13 protein-coding genes are annotated in these 16,332 nt (G+C 58.9%); 8 read left to right on the top strand and 5 right to left on the bottom strand.

The features are described from left to right. Positions 1–33: 33 nt before the first annotated feature. On the bottom strand, positions 34–1,521 hold the full coding sequence (locus M4NBBH2_RS10475) for an FAD-dependent oxidoreductase (RefSeq protein WP_116270917.1): 1,488 nt from the start codon (positions 1,519–1,521) through the stop codon (positions 34–36). A 234-nt stretch (positions 1,522–1,755) separates the two neighbouring features. Here M4NBBH2_RS10475 and M4NBBH2_RS10470 point away from each other — a divergent pair, with 234 nt between their 5' ends. Together M4NBBH2_RS10470 and M4NBBH2_RS10465 are read left to right on the top strand one after the other, a co-directional pair. After that, positions 1,756–2,148 (top strand): TFIIB-type zinc ribbon-containing protein, encoded by a 393-nt coding sequence (locus M4NBBH2_RS10470; protein ID WP_116270916.1) that lies wholly within the window; start codon positions 1,756–1,758, stop codon positions 2,146–2,148. A gap of 326 nt (positions 2,149–2,474) precedes the next feature. Next, positions 2,475–3,764: an amidohydrolase gene (locus tag M4NBBH2_RS10465; RefSeq protein WP_116270915.1), complete on the top strand. Its 1,290-nt coding sequence runs from the start codon at positions 2,475–2,477 to the stop codon at positions 3,762–3,764. 219 nt (positions 3,765–3,983) lie between these two features. Here the strand turns inward: M4NBBH2_RS10465 and M4NBBH2_RS10460 are convergent, their stop codons facing one another. After that, positions 3,984–4,256: a putative hemolysin gene (locus M4NBBH2_RS10460; protein ID WP_116270914.1), complete on the bottom strand. Its 273-nt coding sequence runs from the start codon at positions 4,254–4,256 to the stop codon at positions 3,984–3,986. Positions 4,257–4,452: 196 nt separating this feature from the next. Here M4NBBH2_RS10460 and M4NBBH2_RS10455 point away from each other — a divergent pair, with 196 nt between their 5' ends. Continuing rightward, positions 4,453–5,172 carry an AlkZ-related protein gene (locus tag M4NBBH2_RS10455; RefSeq protein ID WP_116270913.1) on the top strand — a complete coding sequence of 240 codons (720 nt, stop codon included), beginning with the start codon at positions 4,453–4,455 and terminating at the stop codon, positions 5,170–5,172. 121 nt (positions 5,173–5,293) lie between these two features. Here M4NBBH2_RS10455 and M4NBBH2_RS10450 read toward each other — a convergent pair whose 3' ends face one another. Then, on the bottom strand, positions 5,294–6,715 hold the full coding sequence (locus tag M4NBBH2_RS10450) for an MATE family efflux transporter (RefSeq protein ID WP_116270912.1): 1,422 nt from the start codon (positions 6,713–6,715) through the stop codon (positions 5,294–5,296). Between the two features lie 491 nt (positions 6,716–7,206). Between M4NBBH2_RS10450 and M4NBBH2_RS10445 the strand changes: the two genes are divergently transcribed. Then, positions 7,207–8,166, top strand: a complete 960-nt coding sequence (locus M4NBBH2_RS10445) for a C40 family peptidase (protein ID WP_116270911.1) — start codon at positions 7,207–7,209, stop codon at positions 8,164–8,166. Positions 8,167–8,320: 154 nt separating this feature from the next. On the opposite strand, the gene M4NBBH2_RS10440 is transcribed toward M4NBBH2_RS10445, so the two are convergent. Beyond that, on the bottom strand, positions 8,321–8,806 hold the full coding sequence (locus tag M4NBBH2_RS10440; RefSeq protein WP_116270910.1) for a hypothetical protein: 486 nt from the start codon (positions 8,804–8,806) through the stop codon (positions 8,321–8,323). A gap of 256 nt (positions 8,807–9,062) precedes the next feature. After that, positions 9,063–10,499, bottom strand: coding sequence for a polyphosphate kinase 2 (ppk2, locus tag M4NBBH2_RS10435; protein ID WP_170135159.1), 1,437 nt, complete (start codon positions 10,497–10,499; stop codon positions 9,063–9,065). 479 nt (positions 10,500–10,978) lie between these two features. Between ppk2 and M4NBBH2_RS10430 the strand changes: the two genes are divergently transcribed. The 4 genes from M4NBBH2_RS10430 (at position 10,979) to M4NBBH2_RS10415 (ending at position 16,251) form a co-directional block, all read left to right on the top strand. Then, positions 10,979–13,504 carry an excinuclease ABC subunit UvrA gene (locus M4NBBH2_RS10430; protein ID WP_116270909.1) on the top strand — a complete coding sequence of 842 codons (2,526 nt, stop codon included), beginning with the start codon at positions 10,979–10,981 and terminating at the stop codon, positions 13,502–13,504. 758 nt (positions 13,505–14,262) lie between these two features. Then, positions 14,263–14,892, top strand: coding sequence for an MFS transporter (locus M4NBBH2_RS10425; protein ID WP_116270908.1), 630 nt, complete (start codon positions 14,263–14,265; stop codon positions 14,890–14,892). Between the two features lie 143 nt (positions 14,893–15,035). Continuing rightward, on the top strand, positions 15,036–15,464 hold the full coding sequence (locus M4NBBH2_RS12240) for an MFS transporter (protein WP_116270907.1): 429 nt from the start codon (positions 15,036–15,038) through the stop codon (positions 15,462–15,464). Then, positions 15,442–16,251, top strand: a complete 810-nt coding sequence (locus M4NBBH2_RS10415; protein WP_170135158.1) for an MFS transporter — start codon at positions 15,442–15,444, stop codon at positions 16,249–16,251. Before M4NBBH2_RS12240 ends, M4NBBH2_RS10415 begins: the two co-directional genes overlap by 23 nt. Positions 16,252–16,332: the final 81 nt, after the last annotated feature.

Raw genomic sequence — 16,332 nt, 5'->3', positions numbered from 1 at the left:
AAATCTCACCCCCGGAAGGGGCGGGACTTATCTTCAGAGCTTCGCGAGCTCCTCCGCGACCACATAGCCCTCGGTGTAATTGTGTCCGAGGTTGAGGCCGAAGATATCAAGCGGATAGTCCATCGATCCGTAGAAGTTGCCGGCGAGGTTCCCGATCGCGTAGAGACCCGGGATCGGCTTATCGTCCTTATCGAGGCATTCCAGGCGCTCGTTGATCTCGACCCCGGAGCAGCCGACCGTGAACCGGACGTGGCGATGGATGCCGTAGAACGGACCCGCTTCCACCGGGCAGAGGTGATCGGCCGGAACGCCGAACTCCGTATCCTTCCCGGCGTGTGCCATCTCGTTATAGTGCTTCACGGTTTCGAGGAACGCCGGAACGTCCTGAATGCGGAGTTTCTTCGCGAGTTCTTCCAGCGTATCCGCTTTCCAGGTATCGATCAGGCCTTCCATCACGCCCTTATGCTCAATCTTCTCCTCCGGCATCCAGTTCTTCAGCGACTCGGTGTCTTCCACCGGGAGTCCGAGCTTCTTAGCCTGCTCGATATAGTTCGAGTCAAAGATCTGGCAGTAGTGGCCGGCGTCTTCCTTCGAGAGAAGGAAGCAGTTCATGTATTCCATCGGCACCATTTCGCTCGAGAACCGGCGGCCGGTCGAGGCCTTCACGCGGAGGTACGGGTGACTCATCATCGTCGCGGGACCCGCGTCCATATCGTGGACCATCTTCGTGTGGCCGACGTTTTCCATGCGGCCGCCCGCCCAGACGATCATCTTCTGGCCGTCACCGTCGCGGCCCCGGCGCTTCAGCTCAAGGTTCGTGACATCCGGCAGGTAGTAATCCATCATCCGCTTATCGTTCGCGTAGTCACCGGTGGCCATCACGACACCCTTCTTCGCGTTGAAGCGGATGAATTTCCCGGCGCGGTCCTTGCCGATCACGCCCGTCATGCGGCCCGTCTCATCCTGGATCAGCTGCACGGCAGGGGTCTTGTAGTACACCTTCACAGGCAGATTCTTCTCCGCCCAGTCGGCGAGCTCCTGCACGGCGACACCCGTGTTATAGGGCTTCGGGCCGAACACGCAGGTCGTGAAATTGAGCTTATCCCAGCCTTCCTTCGCGAGGAACGCCTTATGCGGCGCGGTTCCCATATCGACCACCTGGCAGCCCGCTTTCTTCGCGCGGTCGACCATCCAGGAGACGGCGACCCCGGAGTTCTTCGCCCAGGTTTCGAGGACGCCCCGCTTCGCGCGGTAATCAGACCCCGCGACGAGGAGCGACACGCAGGCTTCAACCTGCTCCGGATCACTTTTATCGAGGAGAATGCCGGCCCCGAAGTTGCCGCAGGCGGACGCGTAGGATTCCTTCTGCAGCACCGCGACCTTCATTCCGAGCTCACCCGCGCGGATCGCGCAGGGGACACCCGGCGATCCGGCACCCACAACCGCCACATCGCATTCCACGGTTTCGTCGCACTGGGTGATCGGCTCAGGACGCTTGAAAAATTCCAATTCTTCACTCATCTTTATCTTGACTCCTCATGGACGGACGCTCACTAGATAGCATCCGTATATTGATTGGATCCCCAACACCCACCGTATAGTCTAGGCGCTTTATCGTGCTATAGCGAGGAAATTATTGTGTCAGTTGTAATCATAAAGAACGGTGAGATATCTTATTTTTACGGATACAGTTAAGGAATTTCAGGAGACGGGTAAAATTGACGGGTTAAGGTGTTTTATTTAGGAGCCGGGGCTATGAAGGGCGGCAATACTTTCTGGATTATCTGGGGCGGAGTGCTGGTCCTCTGGCTCGTCCTTCGGTACTTCGCGAAGCAGCGGATGCACCCGGTCCCCGGGATGGAAACCGAGACCTATAAGAAGGCGCAGCTCTATTCAGTCTTCGGGACGACCGCGACCTTCATGTTCGCGCTGGTGCTCGCCACGATTCTCCCGATGCAGGGATTCGCGGGGCGCGTCGCGCTCGCGGTCCTCTTTATTTTCGCTGGGCTGCAGGTCACGAAAGCCGCGGTGCAGAAGGTCTGGTCCTGCCCCGTCTGCGGAAAACCGCTCCCCGTGCAGACCGGCCTTCTCGGGGTCGTCGTGATTCCGGTTCAGAAATGCCCGCACTGCGGCACAAGGATTCCGTAACCGGGGTTCTTTCCTCAATTCATATATATCAATTGAGGGCGGTGTTCCTCCTGAAACCCGCCTGATTTTCCTTGCGAAAACGCCTCCGGAACACTCCCGGAGGCGTTTATTTATGGGCGTTTCGGTGTTTCCGCCTCTCGCCTCAGACGCCGGTTCAGCCAAAAATTTCTTTTTTGGCATTTTTCCCAAATCATATATATGAATTCGGAAACCCTCGTTTTTTGGGGTTACCCTTTGGGAAAATTTTCCGTGTCAGGAGATCTCCCGTCAGACGCCGTTCCCTCTCTCTGCCGCGGGAGATCTCCATTACGGAAAAGGAAAAGAAAATGGCTGATAACTTTGATTCGTACGTTCCTGAGATGGTGGCGACCCGCCGGAAGTTTCACGCCCGCCCGGAACTCGGCTGGACCGAGTTCGAGACGACGGCGACCGTGATCACGCGGCTTCGGGCTCTGGGGTATCAGGTGCTCTGCGGGACGCAGGTCGTGAAGCCTGAGGCGGTGCTCGGGCGTGACGAGAAACTCGTCGCCGCCGCGATTGAGCGCGCGAAGTCAGCCGGGGTGTCGGACGAACTCCTCTCCGAAATGGGCGGCTACACGGGCGCGGTCGGAATTCTCGACACCGGCCGTCCGGGTCCCACGCTTGCCTTCCGCTTTGATATGGACGCGCTCCCGATTCAGGAGCTCCAGGATCCGGCGGTGCACCTTCCCGCTAAGGAAGGGTTCGCGTCGACCTTCAAGGGCGTGATGCACGCCTGCGGTCACGACGCCCACACCGCGGTGGGTCTCGGGGTGGCCCGGTGGCTGATGGATCATAAGGATGAGCTCGTTGGCAAAGTGAAGCTCATTTTCCAGCCGTCCGAAGAAGGGACGCGCGGTTCGAGCCCGATGACCGCGGCCGGTGTCGTGGATGACGTTGATTGGTTCTTCGGCGGGCACATCGGGACCGAGTGCCATTCACACGAAGTCGGTGTCTGCCACGACGTGTTCCTCGCGACCGTCAAGTTTGATGTGGACTTTACGGGGCTGGAATCCCACGCGGGCGCGGCTCCGGAAAAGGGGCGCAGCGCGCTCCTCGCCGCCGCGAACGCCGCGGTGATGCTTTCCGCGATCAGCCGGACGTCTGAAGGCGACACCCGGATTTCGGTCGGGAAACTCGTCGCCGGTACCGGCCGCAACATTACCCCGGCGCACGCCCATATGGAGTGCGAGGTGCGCGGCACCACGTCAGAAGCCTGTGACTTCATGTGGGAAAAGGCTCAGACCGTCGTGAAGGGCGCGGCCGAGATGCTGGGGGTCGAGGTGAAACTCACGAAGGTCGGCGAAGCGACGACCCTGAAAGCCACCCCGGCCGCGATGGAAGTGGTCCGCAAGGCCGCGGCTGCCGCGAAAGACGTGAAGGAAGTGAAGGAAATCACCGCCCCGCAGGCCTCTGAAGACTGCACGATCTTCACGCGCGCCGTGGTGGCGCATGGCGGGAACGCCGCGTTCTTCCTCTACGGCTGCGAGCACCACGGTCATCACCGTCCGGACTTCGATGTCCAGGACACCGTGAATCTCGAGCCGGGTCTTGAAGTCTTTGCCGGCATCGCGAAAGAGGTTCTCGGCCGGAAGTAATCCCGACACTATTTTTCTCTCCCACTGACTTGCAGAGTCAGCGCTTGCCCCCGGTTCGGATGACGCCGGGGGCTTTTTTTTGGGGCTGCGGGGAAACGGAGATAAAGGAGACGCGGGCGGGGAATAAAAAAGGATCGGTCCCTTGCGAGACCGATCCCTTTCCGGTTTTTCGTTACTCACCAACTTCAGGTGTTACTTGAAGGCCGGAACGCCGACCCCCTATTTTTGGGGGTGATCAGCACGGAAGAGTTCCCACTCCTCAATCGAGCGGCCGTCCGGCAGATGGCAGATCGCGTATTCGCCGCCATCCTTATCCTTTTTGATTTCGAGCATCCCGTGATAATGCTTCACGCACCAGACAGAAGCGGGATTTGCCATCCCCGCCATCGGTTCAGAGGCGGGCTGATCAGAAGCGGTTCCGGGAGCGGCGCATCCCGTGAGGAGAGCGGCGGACGCGGCTCCCACGGCTCCGAGCGCTTTAAGCGGCTTCATCGTTTGTGTTCCTCAAAAGAAATGACCTATGTTCCATTTATTCTATCGGCCGGCGCGAAACCGTTTGAGGTGTCGTCCGCCGTTCCGGCTCCCGCTACACTTCTAGGTATAAAGAACCGTGCCCTTAACGCGGCCGAGAAGCCCGGGGGCAGGGCGGCAGCAGGATTCAGTTTCAAGGAAAAAGGACTCACGCGCGATGGACCGATACGGAAAAATTGAAGGAATGGAGGATATCGTCGATCTGATTGACGAACTGGGGTTCCTGCCATTCTTCCGGAACCCGATTGAAGGATGGTCGCTTGAAGAGAAGACGCCGGCGGAATTCTGGTTCAACGACGATAACGACGGGGTCTGGGAGTGGAAGGGGCCGATTATTTCCCGGACGGAATGCGCGTATGGGAAGTTTTACCGCGGGAAAGCGGTTTTTATATCGCGCGGCTGGTACCCGGATTTCCTGAATTACCGGAGGTTCCGCCGTCACCTGACCGCGGACGAAAAGTTCATCCTGGAGACACTGAAGGGCGAGGATTCACTCCTCTCGAAAGAACTCAAGGCCTTCACGGGATACACCCGGGCGAGAACGAAAGCGATTGATCCCTTTGGCGAGCGGCTCACGCATCTCGACTCGATGCTGGGCGACGATGATGGGCGGAAACGCGAAGGCTTTGAAACCGCGGTGAATCACCTCCAGATGGCGGGGTACGTGATCATTTCGGATTTTGAGTATTCGCGCGACAAGAAAGGGAACACCTACGGCTGGGGTGTGGCTCGCTACACGACGCCGGAATCGTACTTCGGTGAGTCCACGCTTCACGTGGACCGCACGCCGCACGAGTCCCGCGACCGGATCCTCGCGCATCTCCGGAAGATTCTCCCTCAGGCGACAGAGGAGCAGCTCGCGTCCTTTATCGCGTAATTCAAGGCTCGGGTCTTCGATTCCGGCCGGCGTTACCCCACGAAAAAGCGGATTCTGTTTTCATGATTCAGAATCCGCTTTTTTCATGCTTCCCGGAGGCGGGGAGGGGCCAGACCTTTCCTTATGCCTTCCCGTGCTTCAGCCACTTTCCACCCCGGAAGCGCAGCAGGAAGATCATGCCGCGGAAAATAAGCTCACCGCACATCGCGATCCAGACGCCCTTGAGGCCAAAGGTGCGGGCGAGGAGCCAGGCGGCCGGGAGCCTCACAAACCACATCGATCCAAGGTTCATGAGGCAGGGGATCAGCGTGTCCCCCGCGCCCATAAAGACACCGTAGGCGACAATCGAGGCCGCGAACATCGGTTCCGCGAACGCCTCGATCCGGAGGATCGTCGCGCCGAGATCGATGATTTCGGGGACGTTCGACATGAGGCCGATCATGATCGGGGCGAAGATGAACATCAGAACTCCCATCACGGTCATGACACCGAGCCCTGTCGCGATCGCGATCTTACCGAACCGCATCGCGAGGTTTTCGCGCCTCGCGCCGATGCATTGGCCGGTGAGGGAAGCCGCGGCGTCACTCACGCCGTAGCCCGGCATGTAGCAGAGGCTTTCCGCGGTGATCGCGAGACTGTTCGCCGCGATTGCGATCGTTCCCAAGGGAGCCACGATCATCGTTGACGCGACCTGCGCGCAGCACATCACGGTGTGCTGAAGCCCGACCGGAATCCCGATTTTGAATGCTTTTTTAAGCAGCGGAAACTCGGGGAGGAACCGTCCCTTTTCGCCCCGGATCGCGAGTTCCGGGCTCCGGGTGCAGACGTACCAGAGCATCGGGACCGCGGTGCAGAGTTCAGCGAGCACGGTCCCCAAGGCTGCCCCCGCGACCCCCATTCCGGCCCCCGGCATCGTGAACGTGAACCCGAGGAACGTCACGAGCCGCGTCGGGAAGATGAGGAAGTAGTTAAAGACCACGTCCTCCACGCACATAAAGATATTGAGGAACGAGGGAACGCGGATATTGCCGCTTGCCCGCAGCATCGATCCCGCTTCGTAACTGAGGAAGAGAAGCGGCATCGCGGCGGTGTAGATCGCGAAGTATTTCGTGCCTTCCCGCGCGACATCCGCCGAGGCACCGAGGAACCCCGGGAGCCAGGGGCTGATCATGAGCCCCACAGCGCCGAGAATCGCGCCGGTCGCGACCGCGACCGTGATGCCTTGTCTCAGGAGCTTCCGGGCCGTGGGGTACGACTTCGCCCCGATTTCCTGCGAGGCGAGCACCGAGTACCCCGTGATCCCCGCGGACCCGAGGCCCCAGAAGAGCCAGATCGTGCTCGACACAATACCGACAGCGGCAGCCTCGACCGCGCCGAGGTTACCCACCATGGCGGCATCGATGTACTGCATCAAAACATTCGCGAACTGCGCGAGGATCGCCGGGATCGAGAGCCGGATCACGAGGGCGAGTTCCTCGGCCCGCGTAAAGGACTCGCCCGACCGGATCTTTCCGATCAGCCGCTGGGAAACGCTGTCTTTCATAGATAGATGAAGTGTGTTGCTGAGTTGTTGTTTTTGTAGGGCGGGAAAGAGGAGGGGAAGGGGACTTTGTGCCCCCGGTTTCCGCCTTTCTCGGCCGCCGCGCCATTCTAAGCCAGACTGCTTAGAAGCCGGAGGCAAAACGGATGTGTTAACCCGGAGAAGGGCATGAGAGTCAAACCCGTCAAAATGGAAAGAAACCGGCGAAACGAATCATGACAAAAGGCAAACGGCTGTTCTTTTGAGAGAATTCCGCTGATCGCCTCATGAAGACGGATGATCCCGCCCGTTACCGATTTCCCTTTAGAGGGTTATTCCTAAGGATCTACCTATTTTGAATAACTATTTGAAAATACATCGTAAATTTTAACAAAACGACAAAAAAGAAAAATTCGCTTTCTTTCCTCTGCCCCAAACATGTGCATACCCTGCTATTCTGGATGACAGTTTTTCGTCGGGTACTGGAAATTAACTTGCGGACTGGGTGAATAAGAATGACGCGGACGGATGAAGAGAATCAGAAGAGAGCGAAGGCTGGCCGATGGCAGAAAAGCGTTTTTGCGCTGGCTGCGCTTCTGATGATGTCGTCCGCCTCGTTCGCTGATCTCAAAGCGCCCGAAGTCCAGGATCCGATCTACGACACGCTCACCACGCTGCAGGAGTCGACTGAAATCTCGGTTCCGAAGGCATCCCTTGGCTCCGCCCCGGAGAAGGATGGCGAGGCGAGCCTCAACTCCTCTGACCGCCCGCATGGGTTCGGTCTCCGAGTCATCAAGACCGCGGAAACCCAGCTTGGGACCCCGTACCGCGCCGGCGCTGAAACGCCCGGGCGCGGTTTTGATTGTTCGGGGCTTGTGTGGTGGGTTTATCAGCAGCAGGGGATCTCGCTCCCCCGCGACTCTGTCTCCCAGTCTCACGTCGGGACGCGGGTGGACCTCGCGGACGCGAAGGCAGGCGACATCGTCGTTTTCAAGACGAACCGGGGCCCCAACGGCTTCCACACCGGCATCATGACGGATTCCGAGCACTTCATTCACGCGCCCCGCGCGGGGGACCGCGTGCGCGAGTCCGAGCTCACGGGCTACTGGGCGCGTCACCTCTATTCAGTGCGCCACGTGGGCGGCCTGAAGCTCGCGAAGAATCGTCTGCCGTCTGACGTCGAAGTCGCTCAGGATGATCTCGAAGAAAAGATCGCGGATACCGAGTCCCGAGACGCCGCGTTTAACCCCGGCCCCGCGATTGAGTATCAGGAAAAGGCCGCTCCCGCCCGCGTCGTCGCCTCCGTCCGCCACGGAAAGAAGTCCGCGAAGGCTGAGAAGCGTGTGAAGGGGTCGAAGTCTGCCAAGGTCGCTAAGGCCTCGCGCGCCGGCAAGTCCCGCGCCGCGTCCGGGAAAAAGATTGTGGTCGCGAAGGCTTCAGGCCACGCGAAGGGCCGCCGCCACGGCCACTCCTGACCGCGCTAGAATAGCGTCACCAAATAAAGGCAAAACAGGGCCCCGGTTTCAACAGCCGGGGCTTTTATTTTGGTTTCGAGGTGCGGGGCCAATAAAAAACCGCGGTTCCGGATTCGCCGGACGCCGCGGTTATGCCTGTGTCAGAGGCTCTCGGTCAGAGCTTGATCGCGCCTGAGACAATCTTCGCGAGGAACTCGGGGAAGGACCCCGCGACATGCTTCGCGCGTTCCTCAAAATCGGGTTCCGTGCTCGTGATGACGGAGCCATCCTCGATATCGATCGCGTAGTAGTAATACTCGGGATCGGTGCAGAGGTAGATCGGGAAATGGGTGTCCCAGAAGTCCGTCACTTCCTTCGCCCACTTCTTATCCTTTCCGGCCGCGTCAAGCCCCATCAGCTCGAGCTCATTCCAGCTCCAATCGTCCTCCGTTTTCGCGGGCTTGAAGTCCGGACCCACGAGGAACCACTTGTTCCCGGTCTGATCCTCGCACTTCGCGAGTTTCCCGGCGAAGTTAAGCCAGGACTGCGGAATCGCGTGTCCGTAGCGACTGAGAACGTCCTCCGGAATCGGCGTCGCGGTTTCGGCAGGAATGACTTTCCAGTTCTGAGCGGAGAGCCACTGAATGAATTCATCAACCATTGAGGTAGCCAGCTTTTAATAAAAGAGGTCGGAAAAAAGGGGAGATCGCGGCGTCGAGCCGGTTTCAGTTCCGGGCGGGCGTCTCCCGCGCGTGGATCCCATGGATTCCGATCGAATTCTAGTTAAAGCGCCCCGGATTGCAAGAGCGGATACCATGATCCTGTAAAATTAAGCCGGACCGCCGGAAATTCCGGTGATCCGGCCCGATCTGTCACGGTCCTGTCACAGAACTGTGCTAGGGGGACAGGGATGACGGTCAGGAGAGCGAAGCGCTCTTTTCGACGGTCTTATTGGACGCAGCGGACGCGTGCGTGGCTTCGAGGCTCGCCTCCCGGGGTTCCGGGGATTTAGCGGCCGCGGTCTTCTTCTTCGACGCGGTCTTCGCCTTCGCCTTGCGGCTCCGGGACTTCGGCTTCTGGCTGTCCGCCGCCATCATGCCCTGAAGCTGACGCTCACGGAGCGACCGGAGCGCTTTAAGGGACTCCGCGGCCTCATTCATCGCGGTCGCGCGGCCGACGATCAGCGGATCAACCGGTCCCACCATCTTGTCATCCCGCCCTTCGTAGGGAATCGTGTTCAGGACATAACGCATGGCATTAAGCCGGGCGCGCTTCTTATCGTCGCTCTTCACGACGGTCCACGGGCACTCCACGGTGTCCGTCTTCTCAAACATCGCTTCCTTTGCCTTCGTGTAGTCATCCCACTTATCAAGCGACGCGAGATCAACCGGCGACAGCTTCCAGCGCTTCAGCGGATGAACCTGACGCTCCTTGAAGCGCTTCCGCTGCTCTTCGCGCGACACCGAGAACCAGAACTTGATGAGGTAGATCCCGGAGTGAACGAGGAAACGCTCAAACTCAGGCACTTCCTTCATGAATTCCTGATACTGCTCGTCCGTGCAGAACCTCATTACGCGCTCAACACCCGCGCGGTTGTACCACGAGCGGTCGAAGAGCACGATTTCGCCCGCGGTCGGGAGGTGCTTCACGTAGCGCTGGAAGTACCACTGGCCGGATTCGGCGGCGGTCGGCTTATCGAGAGCGACGAGCCGCGCGCCGCGGGGGTTCATGTGTTCCATGAAGCGCGTGATCGTGCCGCCTTTGCCTGCCGCGTCGCGGCCTTCAAAGAGAATCACGACCCGGCTTCCGGTCTTCTTCACCCAGGCCTGCAGCTTCAGGAGCTCCACCTGGAGCTTGAACTTTTCGGTTTCATAGACCTTGCGGCGAAGGTGGTTCTTATAGGGGTAGCCGCCCTTTTCCCAGTCTTCGGAAAGCTCAATATCAGGGTTCAGGCCCCGGGTGCTCACCACGCGGCCCTTCTCGTCCTTCACTTCAGCGGAGAGGAGCCCCTGCAGGATCTTCTCGCGGTCCGAGGGGGACTGGTCTTCGAGGACCACCTCGCGGATGAAGTTCGTCGTGCGGCCGACAGCGGAGCTCGAGCGGTCCGCGGTCTCAAACTTCATCGCGCCTTCAGGCGTCGTGTAGCGGACGTCACGCTCCATGCTGAGCTCATTCTTCACCGCGCCGTCCTTCGGGCTCTCAGAGACACCGAGTTCTTCCGCGGCTTCGTTCTGAAGCCTCTTACGCTCTTCCTTCACTGCCCGGGCGGAGCTTACGGCCTTCGCGGCCTGGCTCGCGGCGACCTTGTTCACGCGGTCAGAGATCGCCTTGGATTCGTTTTTCTTATCTGCCATTCAGTTACTCTCCAAAAGTTGCAACCCGTTATGTATTACTTTAGTCCGGTTCATATCTTTCGGACATAGCGTTAATTGGCATCTTGCGGAATTTGCATGTAAAGAGGCTGAAAAACCGTGATCTGTGAGGGATCGGAGGGGATTTTTGGGGCCGCGGCGCGTGAGAAAAATCTCTGAAGCGTTTTTTCCTAACGCAGAGAGCAAAATGAAATACTGTGTCTTTAAAAGGGGATTCGGACCAGGTTTTCGGTATCGAGGAGACCGGGAACCAGGCATCCCCGCCAGAGGCCATTCCGGATCCCGCGGCCGCGTGCGGTTCTTGAACTTCGTTTTCACGCTGGTATCCTGTCTTCGTAACGTGGGAACGGCGGGAGAGGGGATCGAGGCGCGCTTCTCTATATAGAGAGGAGAGGAGGCGGAGTCTCTTTTCTGCGGTTCCCATTGAAGAAACAGAATCAGAGGGGAGCGAGCGGCAGAAAATGACAGCAGCGAAAAAGGGTTTAAACACGTCGAAGACCGAGACTCCTCCGGATCATATTGAGGTGCGCGGAGCCTGCGTCCATAACCTCAAAAATATTGATGTCGATATTCCGCTCGGGAAAATCACCGGGATCGCGGGTGTCTCGGGCTCCGGAAAATCGTCCCTCGCGCTTGGGGTGCTGTACGCGGAAGGCTCCCGTCGGTATCTGGAGGCCCTCTCCACCTATACGCGCCGCCGCCTCACGCAGGCCGCGAAAGCCGACGTGGATCAGGTGCTCTACATTCCCGCCGCGCTCGCGCTCCATCAGCGCCCCGCGGTGCCGGGGATCCGGTCAACTTTTGGCACCGGGACTGAATTGCTGAACAGCCTCCGCCTCATGTTCTCGCGCCTCGCGAGTCACCGCTGCCCCCACGGCCACTATGTGCCGCCGAGTCTCGCGGTGGCGGCGGGGAAGCCCCTCGTCTGCCCGGAGTGCGGTGAGTCGTTCTACGCGCCGTCCGCGGAAGAGCTCTCCTTTAACAGTCAGGGCGCGTGCCCGACTTGCGGCGGCACCGGGATCGTGCACACCGTGGACCTCGCGACCCTCGTGCCTGATGAGTCGCTCACGATTGATGAAGGCGCGGTCGCGCCCTGGAACAGCCTCATGTGGTCACTCATGACAGATGTCTGCCGCGCGATGGGGGTCCGGACCGATGTCCCGTTCCGGGATCTGACGGACAAAGAAAAAGACATCGTCTATAACGGCCCGATGGTGAAGAAGCACATCTTCTACCGGCCGAAAAACGGCTCCAATTCCGCCGGGGAACTCGACTTCACCTATTACAGCGCGGTGAAAACGGTGGAAAACGCGCTCGCCAAGGTGAAGGACGATAAGGGAATGAAGCGCGTCGAAAAGTTCCTGAAGTTCGACGCCTGCCCGGACTGCGGAGGGAGCCGTCTATCCGAAGCCGCCCGGGCCCCGAAGCTTCGGGGGATTACGCTGGATGCCGCGTGCCGGATGACACTCACGGAACTCATCCCCTGGGTGAGGGGGGTGCCGGCGTCATTGCCACCTGAAATGCGCCCCATGGCGGAAAGCATCTGCGGATCGTTCCTCGCGGTCGCGGCGCGGCTTGTCGACCTCGGGCTCTCGTACCTGTCGCTCGATCGAGCCGGAAACACGCTTTCCACCGGCGAGCGGCAGCGGATGCAGATCGCGCGGGCGGTCAGGAACCGGACAACCGGCGTGCTTTATGTGCTGGACGAACCTTCGATCGGCCTTCACCCCTCGAATATCGTGGGGCTCACGGATGTCATCCACGACCTGATTCACGATGGGAACAGCGTGGTGCTCGTTGATCACGATGTGCAGATCCTGAAGGAATCCGACTGGGTGATCGAGATGGGACCGGTCGCCGGGGCGAAAGGCGGCAACGTGATCGCGAAAGGAACGGTGAATGAGATCGCCGGGAACAAAAATTCCAAAATCGGCCCGTTCCTCGCCGGGACCTATGAGCGCCGCATCCGGCCGGTGATCCCGAAGCCCGAGATTTTTTCGGAAGGGGAGATCACCCTCGATACCCTCCCGATCCACACCGTGAAGCCCCTTCATGTCTCGATTCCAAAGGGCCGGATGACAGTGGTCACCGGGGTCTCGGGGTCGGGTAAAACCACGATGGTGCTCGAATCCCTGATTCCAGGGCTTGAGGCGATGCTGTCCGGTGGCAAACTCCCGCCGCACGTAAAGGCGGTGGCGGCCCCCGGGATTGAGCACGTGAAACTCATCGACTCCACCCCGATCGGGATCAACGTTCGGTCGACCGTCGCGACGTACGCCGGGATCCATGATGAGCTGCGGAAGATCTATGGTCGGTCGAAAGCGGCGAAAGCCGCGGGATTCAAGGCGGGCGACTTTTCGTACAACACCGGTAAGCTCCGCTGCCCGGTGTGTGACGGCACGGGGGAAATCAGTCTCGACGTGCAGTTCCTCCCGGATGTTGACATTCCTTGCCCGGGCTGCCGCGGGAGCCGGTACTCGAAGGCGGCGGAATCGATCCGCGTCGCGAATAAAGAGGGAGTGGAGAAGTCGCTCCCCGAACTCATGGCGATGGATGTGACAGAGGCGCTCACCTTCTGCCGTGATATGAAGAACGTCCGCCCGAGGCTTGAAGTGCTTTCGCAGCTTGGGCTCGGCTACCTGACGCTCGGAGAAGAGACCCCAGGGCTCTCAGGAGGGGAGGCGCAGCGGCTGAAACTCGCGAGCGAAATGGGGCGCACGCAGGAAGACTCGGTTTTCGTGTTTGATGAGCCGACGATCGGGCTTCACCCGCTTGACGTCATGACGCTTCTCTCCGTTTTCTCGTCTCTCATCGACCACGGCGCGACGCTGATCGTCATTGAGCACGACCTCGATATCATCCGGAACGCGGACTGGATCGTCGATATGGGTCCGGGCGGCGGAGAAGAGGGCGGACGTATAGTGGCGGAAGGGACGCCGGACGACATCAAGCGCACGAAGGCGAGCGTCACCGGGCGGTTTATCTGATTGGCTTTAAGGTTCGCGGGGGCTCTTCTTCTGAAATCGCGAAGGGGAGTCCCAGGGGTTCATCTCTTTTTCCCGCCAATATATACCAAGGCAGAGCGAATAACGCGCTTTAAAACCCAGGAATAGCGTGAAATCAGTCCCTAAAGAGGGAAGGGAGTTTGGATTGTCCAAAGGTTTCCTCAGGATCGGATCTGGAGAGGTTCCGGAGGATGGCGGGATTTAAAAGTCCACGTTTCAGGAGAAGAGCGTTTGCGGCCGTTTAAGGAAGACCAAGGCGTGAATTCCGTGGATTCCGCGTCAGACGTTCTGGGCCTGGGGGCTGAGAGCATTGGTTTTCGGATGACTTTTTACAACCGCGGGGTTTTAAGCGATCCCAACGGGATTATATCCGGATGAAAGGAGCGGACCGGTATGGTTTAACGGGGCGGAAGGGAAGCGGCAATCTTACCCAGGATCGGTGTGATTGCCTGTTATGCATCGTCTTTGACCCCGGTGGAAAAGACGATACTTTGTCACGGAATAATTCATAGCAAATCACAAAATAAGAAAATCCCTGTTTTCAGCGGGAATGGAATGAAAAAAGCATGAAAATCCCATAGAAACAGGAGATAATATAAGTGAGTCTGAGTTAACTTTTGTAAATTTTCTTTGACCAATCGATATGTTTTCTGATCGGAGAAAATTGAAAACAAAGTAACTTATGTAATACATTAACGGCCCAGAGATAATCAAAAAGATGTGTTTTAAAACACTGAGAGATGAGGGAAACGAAGCGCGAAGCCCAGTCCGCGACTGCCCCGAAGGCGAAGTTCACGGACCTCCTGAAGAACCGCAACCTCCTTCTCACGTACCTCCTCGTTTTCTGCAGCCTCTACGGGTTCTTCGTGATGTGCACGTGGCTCCCGGTGTATCTCGAGGAAGTGCGCGGCATCGCGCGGTCTGACACGGGCTTCGTCTCGTCGCTGGTTGCCTGGACCTCGATCCCTGCGGCGCTGCTTTACGGCTACATCTCGGACAAAATCGGAAAACGCCGTCCGGTGGTGCTTTGCCTCCTCCCGCTCGCGGCCTGCAGCATCCTTCTGATGCTCCTCACGAAAAGCCACGCGCTCATGATCACGGCGCTCGTCTGCTACGGGTTCTTCGGCAAACTCGCCACCGACCCGCTCACCATCGCGCTCGTCGCTGATAACACGCCGCGGAACCAGCTTTCCACCGCGTTCGGGATCTTCAACTTCGTCGGGATGTCGTCCGCCATCATCGCGCCGTACGCGACGGGGCTGCTCCGCGATATCACGGGCTCCTGGAACAGCGGCTTCTACGTCGCGGTCGGGCTCCTGATCCTCGGTATCGTCGCGGTGCTCTGCATCAAAGAGAAGAAGCAGATCTGACGCCCGAGCTCTCTTAATTTCAAATAACTTTGCTCAGCCTGGCGGGAATTTCTCCCGCCGGGTCTCAGACAGGCTTTGAAAAGAAGAATGTAAAAAACCAAACACACCGCTTTTTCTTCCGATCTTTTTAGGAGGAAATCATTATGTCGCACGGTAAATCGGGGTCCGGATGGCTAGTCACCTCGCTCCTCTTCTTCCTCGGCTGGGTCTTCATGTACGCGGACCGCACTATTCTGAGTCCGGTCCAGGGCGTGATCCGGGAAGAATTTCTCCTCAGCAACGCGGAAGTCGGCCTCATCACCTCCGTCTTCTTCATCATGTACACCGCGGTCCAGATCCCGTCCGGGCTTCTCGGGGACCGCTTCGGCCGCACGAAGATCATTCTTTTTGGCTTCATGGTGTTCGGAGCCGCGACCGCGCTCACGCACTTCGCGTCGTCCTTCCTCATGCTGATCCTGATCCGCATTCTTGCGGGGTTCGGGGAAGGCTTCTACTACGGACCCCAGTACGCGATTTCAAGCGACTCCACGCCTCCGAAATACCGGGCGCTTGGCTACGCGATCAATCAATAACGGCCAGGCGGTCGGGATCACACTCGGGCTCATCGGCTCAAGCTACATTTCGTTTGGCCTCGACCTCGGCTGGCGCGTGACGTTTCTCTTCTACGCCATTCCGACCATCATCGTCGGCATTCTGATTTATCTCTTCGTGAAGACCGGGACGCACGCGAAGAAGGTGGAGCACGCGAAGACAAAAGCCGGGTCTGTCGCGAGTATCGGGGAGATCCTCGGGAACCGGCAGCTCGCGACGATCTTCTTTATCGCGTTCTGCAATGTCTACGGGTTCTTTGTGATGGTGACCTGGCTCCCGCTGTATCTCGCGGACGTGCGGCACATACCGCTCTCGGAAACCGGCATGATCGCGTCGCTTGTGGCGTGGACGAGTGTCCCGGCCGCGCTCCTGATCGGCAGGCTCTCAGACAAAATCGGAAAGCGGAAGCCCTTCCTCCTCATCCTCATCCCGGTCGCGATCGCGTCGATTGTCTCGCTCGTTCACGTCCAGGAATGGGATCTCCTGATCGCGGCGCTCGTCGCCTACGGGCTCTTCGGGAAACTCGCCTGCGACCCGATTATCCTGACATTGATTTCCGACGCGGCCCCGAAGGACAAACTCTCTTCGGTCTACGGTATCTATAACTGCATCGAGATGCTGGGTGCGATTCTTTCGCCCTATATCACCGGGTGGCTGCGGGACAGCACGAACACCTGGAACAGCGGCTTCTATTTCGCCGCTGGGATGCTCGCCGTAGGGTGGCTCGCCGCCTGGACCCTCAGGAAGGAAACTCCGGTACCAGCGTAAAGCGTTTTACGAGATTCCGGAAACACCAAGGGCCGCGGGGGAATGTCTCCGGCGGCCCTTGTGATTGGCTTGATCGGTAAG

Origin of the sequence: Mesosutterella multiformis, assembly GCF_003402575.1 — a bacterium.
GTDB lineage: Bacteria > Pseudomonadota > Gammaproteobacteria > Burkholderiales > Burkholderiaceae_F > Mesosutterella > Mesosutterella multiformis.
The sequence above is the reverse complement of the archived record's forward strand: the minus strand, read 5'-3'. Positions and strand labels throughout refer to the sequence as shown.

Bases quoted from the DNA above. Each gene is read 5' to 3' on its own strand.
- M4NBBH2_RS10460 (WP_116270914.1), bottom strand. From the start codon at position 4,256: ATGAAGCCGCTTAAAGCGCTCGGAGCCGTGGGAGCCGCGTCCGCCGCT.
- M4NBBH2_RS10455 (WP_116270913.1), top strand. From the start codon at position 4,453: ATGGACCGATACGGAAAAATTGAAGGAATGGAGGATATCGTCGATCTG.
- M4NBBH2_RS10465 (WP_116270915.1), top strand. From the start codon at position 2,475: ATGGCTGATAACTTTGATTCGTACGTTCCTGAGATGGTGGCGACCCGC.
- M4NBBH2_RS10425 (WP_116270908.1), top strand. From the start codon at position 14,263: ATGAGGGAAACGAAGCGCGAAGCCCAGTCCGCGACTGCCCCGAAGGCG.
- M4NBBH2_RS10445 (WP_116270911.1), top strand. From the start codon at position 7,207: ATGACGCGGACGGATGAAGAGAATCAGAAGAGAGCGAAGGCTGGCCGA.
- M4NBBH2_RS12240 (WP_116270907.1), top strand. From the start codon at position 15,036: ATGTCGCACGGTAAATCGGGGTCCGGATGGCTAGTCACCTCGCTCCTC.
- M4NBBH2_RS10440 (WP_116270910.1), bottom strand. From the start codon at position 8,806: ATGGTTGATGAATTCATTCAGTGGCTCTCCGCTCAGAACTGGAAAGTC.
- M4NBBH2_RS10470 (WP_116270916.1), top strand. From the start codon at position 1,756: ATGAAGGGCGGCAATACTTTCTGGATTATCTGGGGCGGAGTGCTGGTC.
- M4NBBH2_RS10430 (WP_116270909.1), top strand. From the start codon at position 10,979: ATGACAGCAGCGAAAAAGGGTTTAAACACGTCGAAGACCGAGACTCCT.
- M4NBBH2_RS10475 (WP_116270917.1), bottom strand. From the start codon at position 1,521: ATGAGTGAAGAATTGGAATTTTTCAAGCGTCCTGAGCCGATCACCCAG.
- M4NBBH2_RS10450 (WP_116270912.1), bottom strand. From the start codon at position 6,715: ATGAAAGACAGCGTTTCCCAGCGGCTGATCGGAAAGATCCGGTCGGGC.
- ppk2 (WP_170135159.1), bottom strand. From the start codon at position 10,499: ATGGCAGATAAGAAAAACGAATCCAAGGCGATCTCTGACCGCGTGAAC.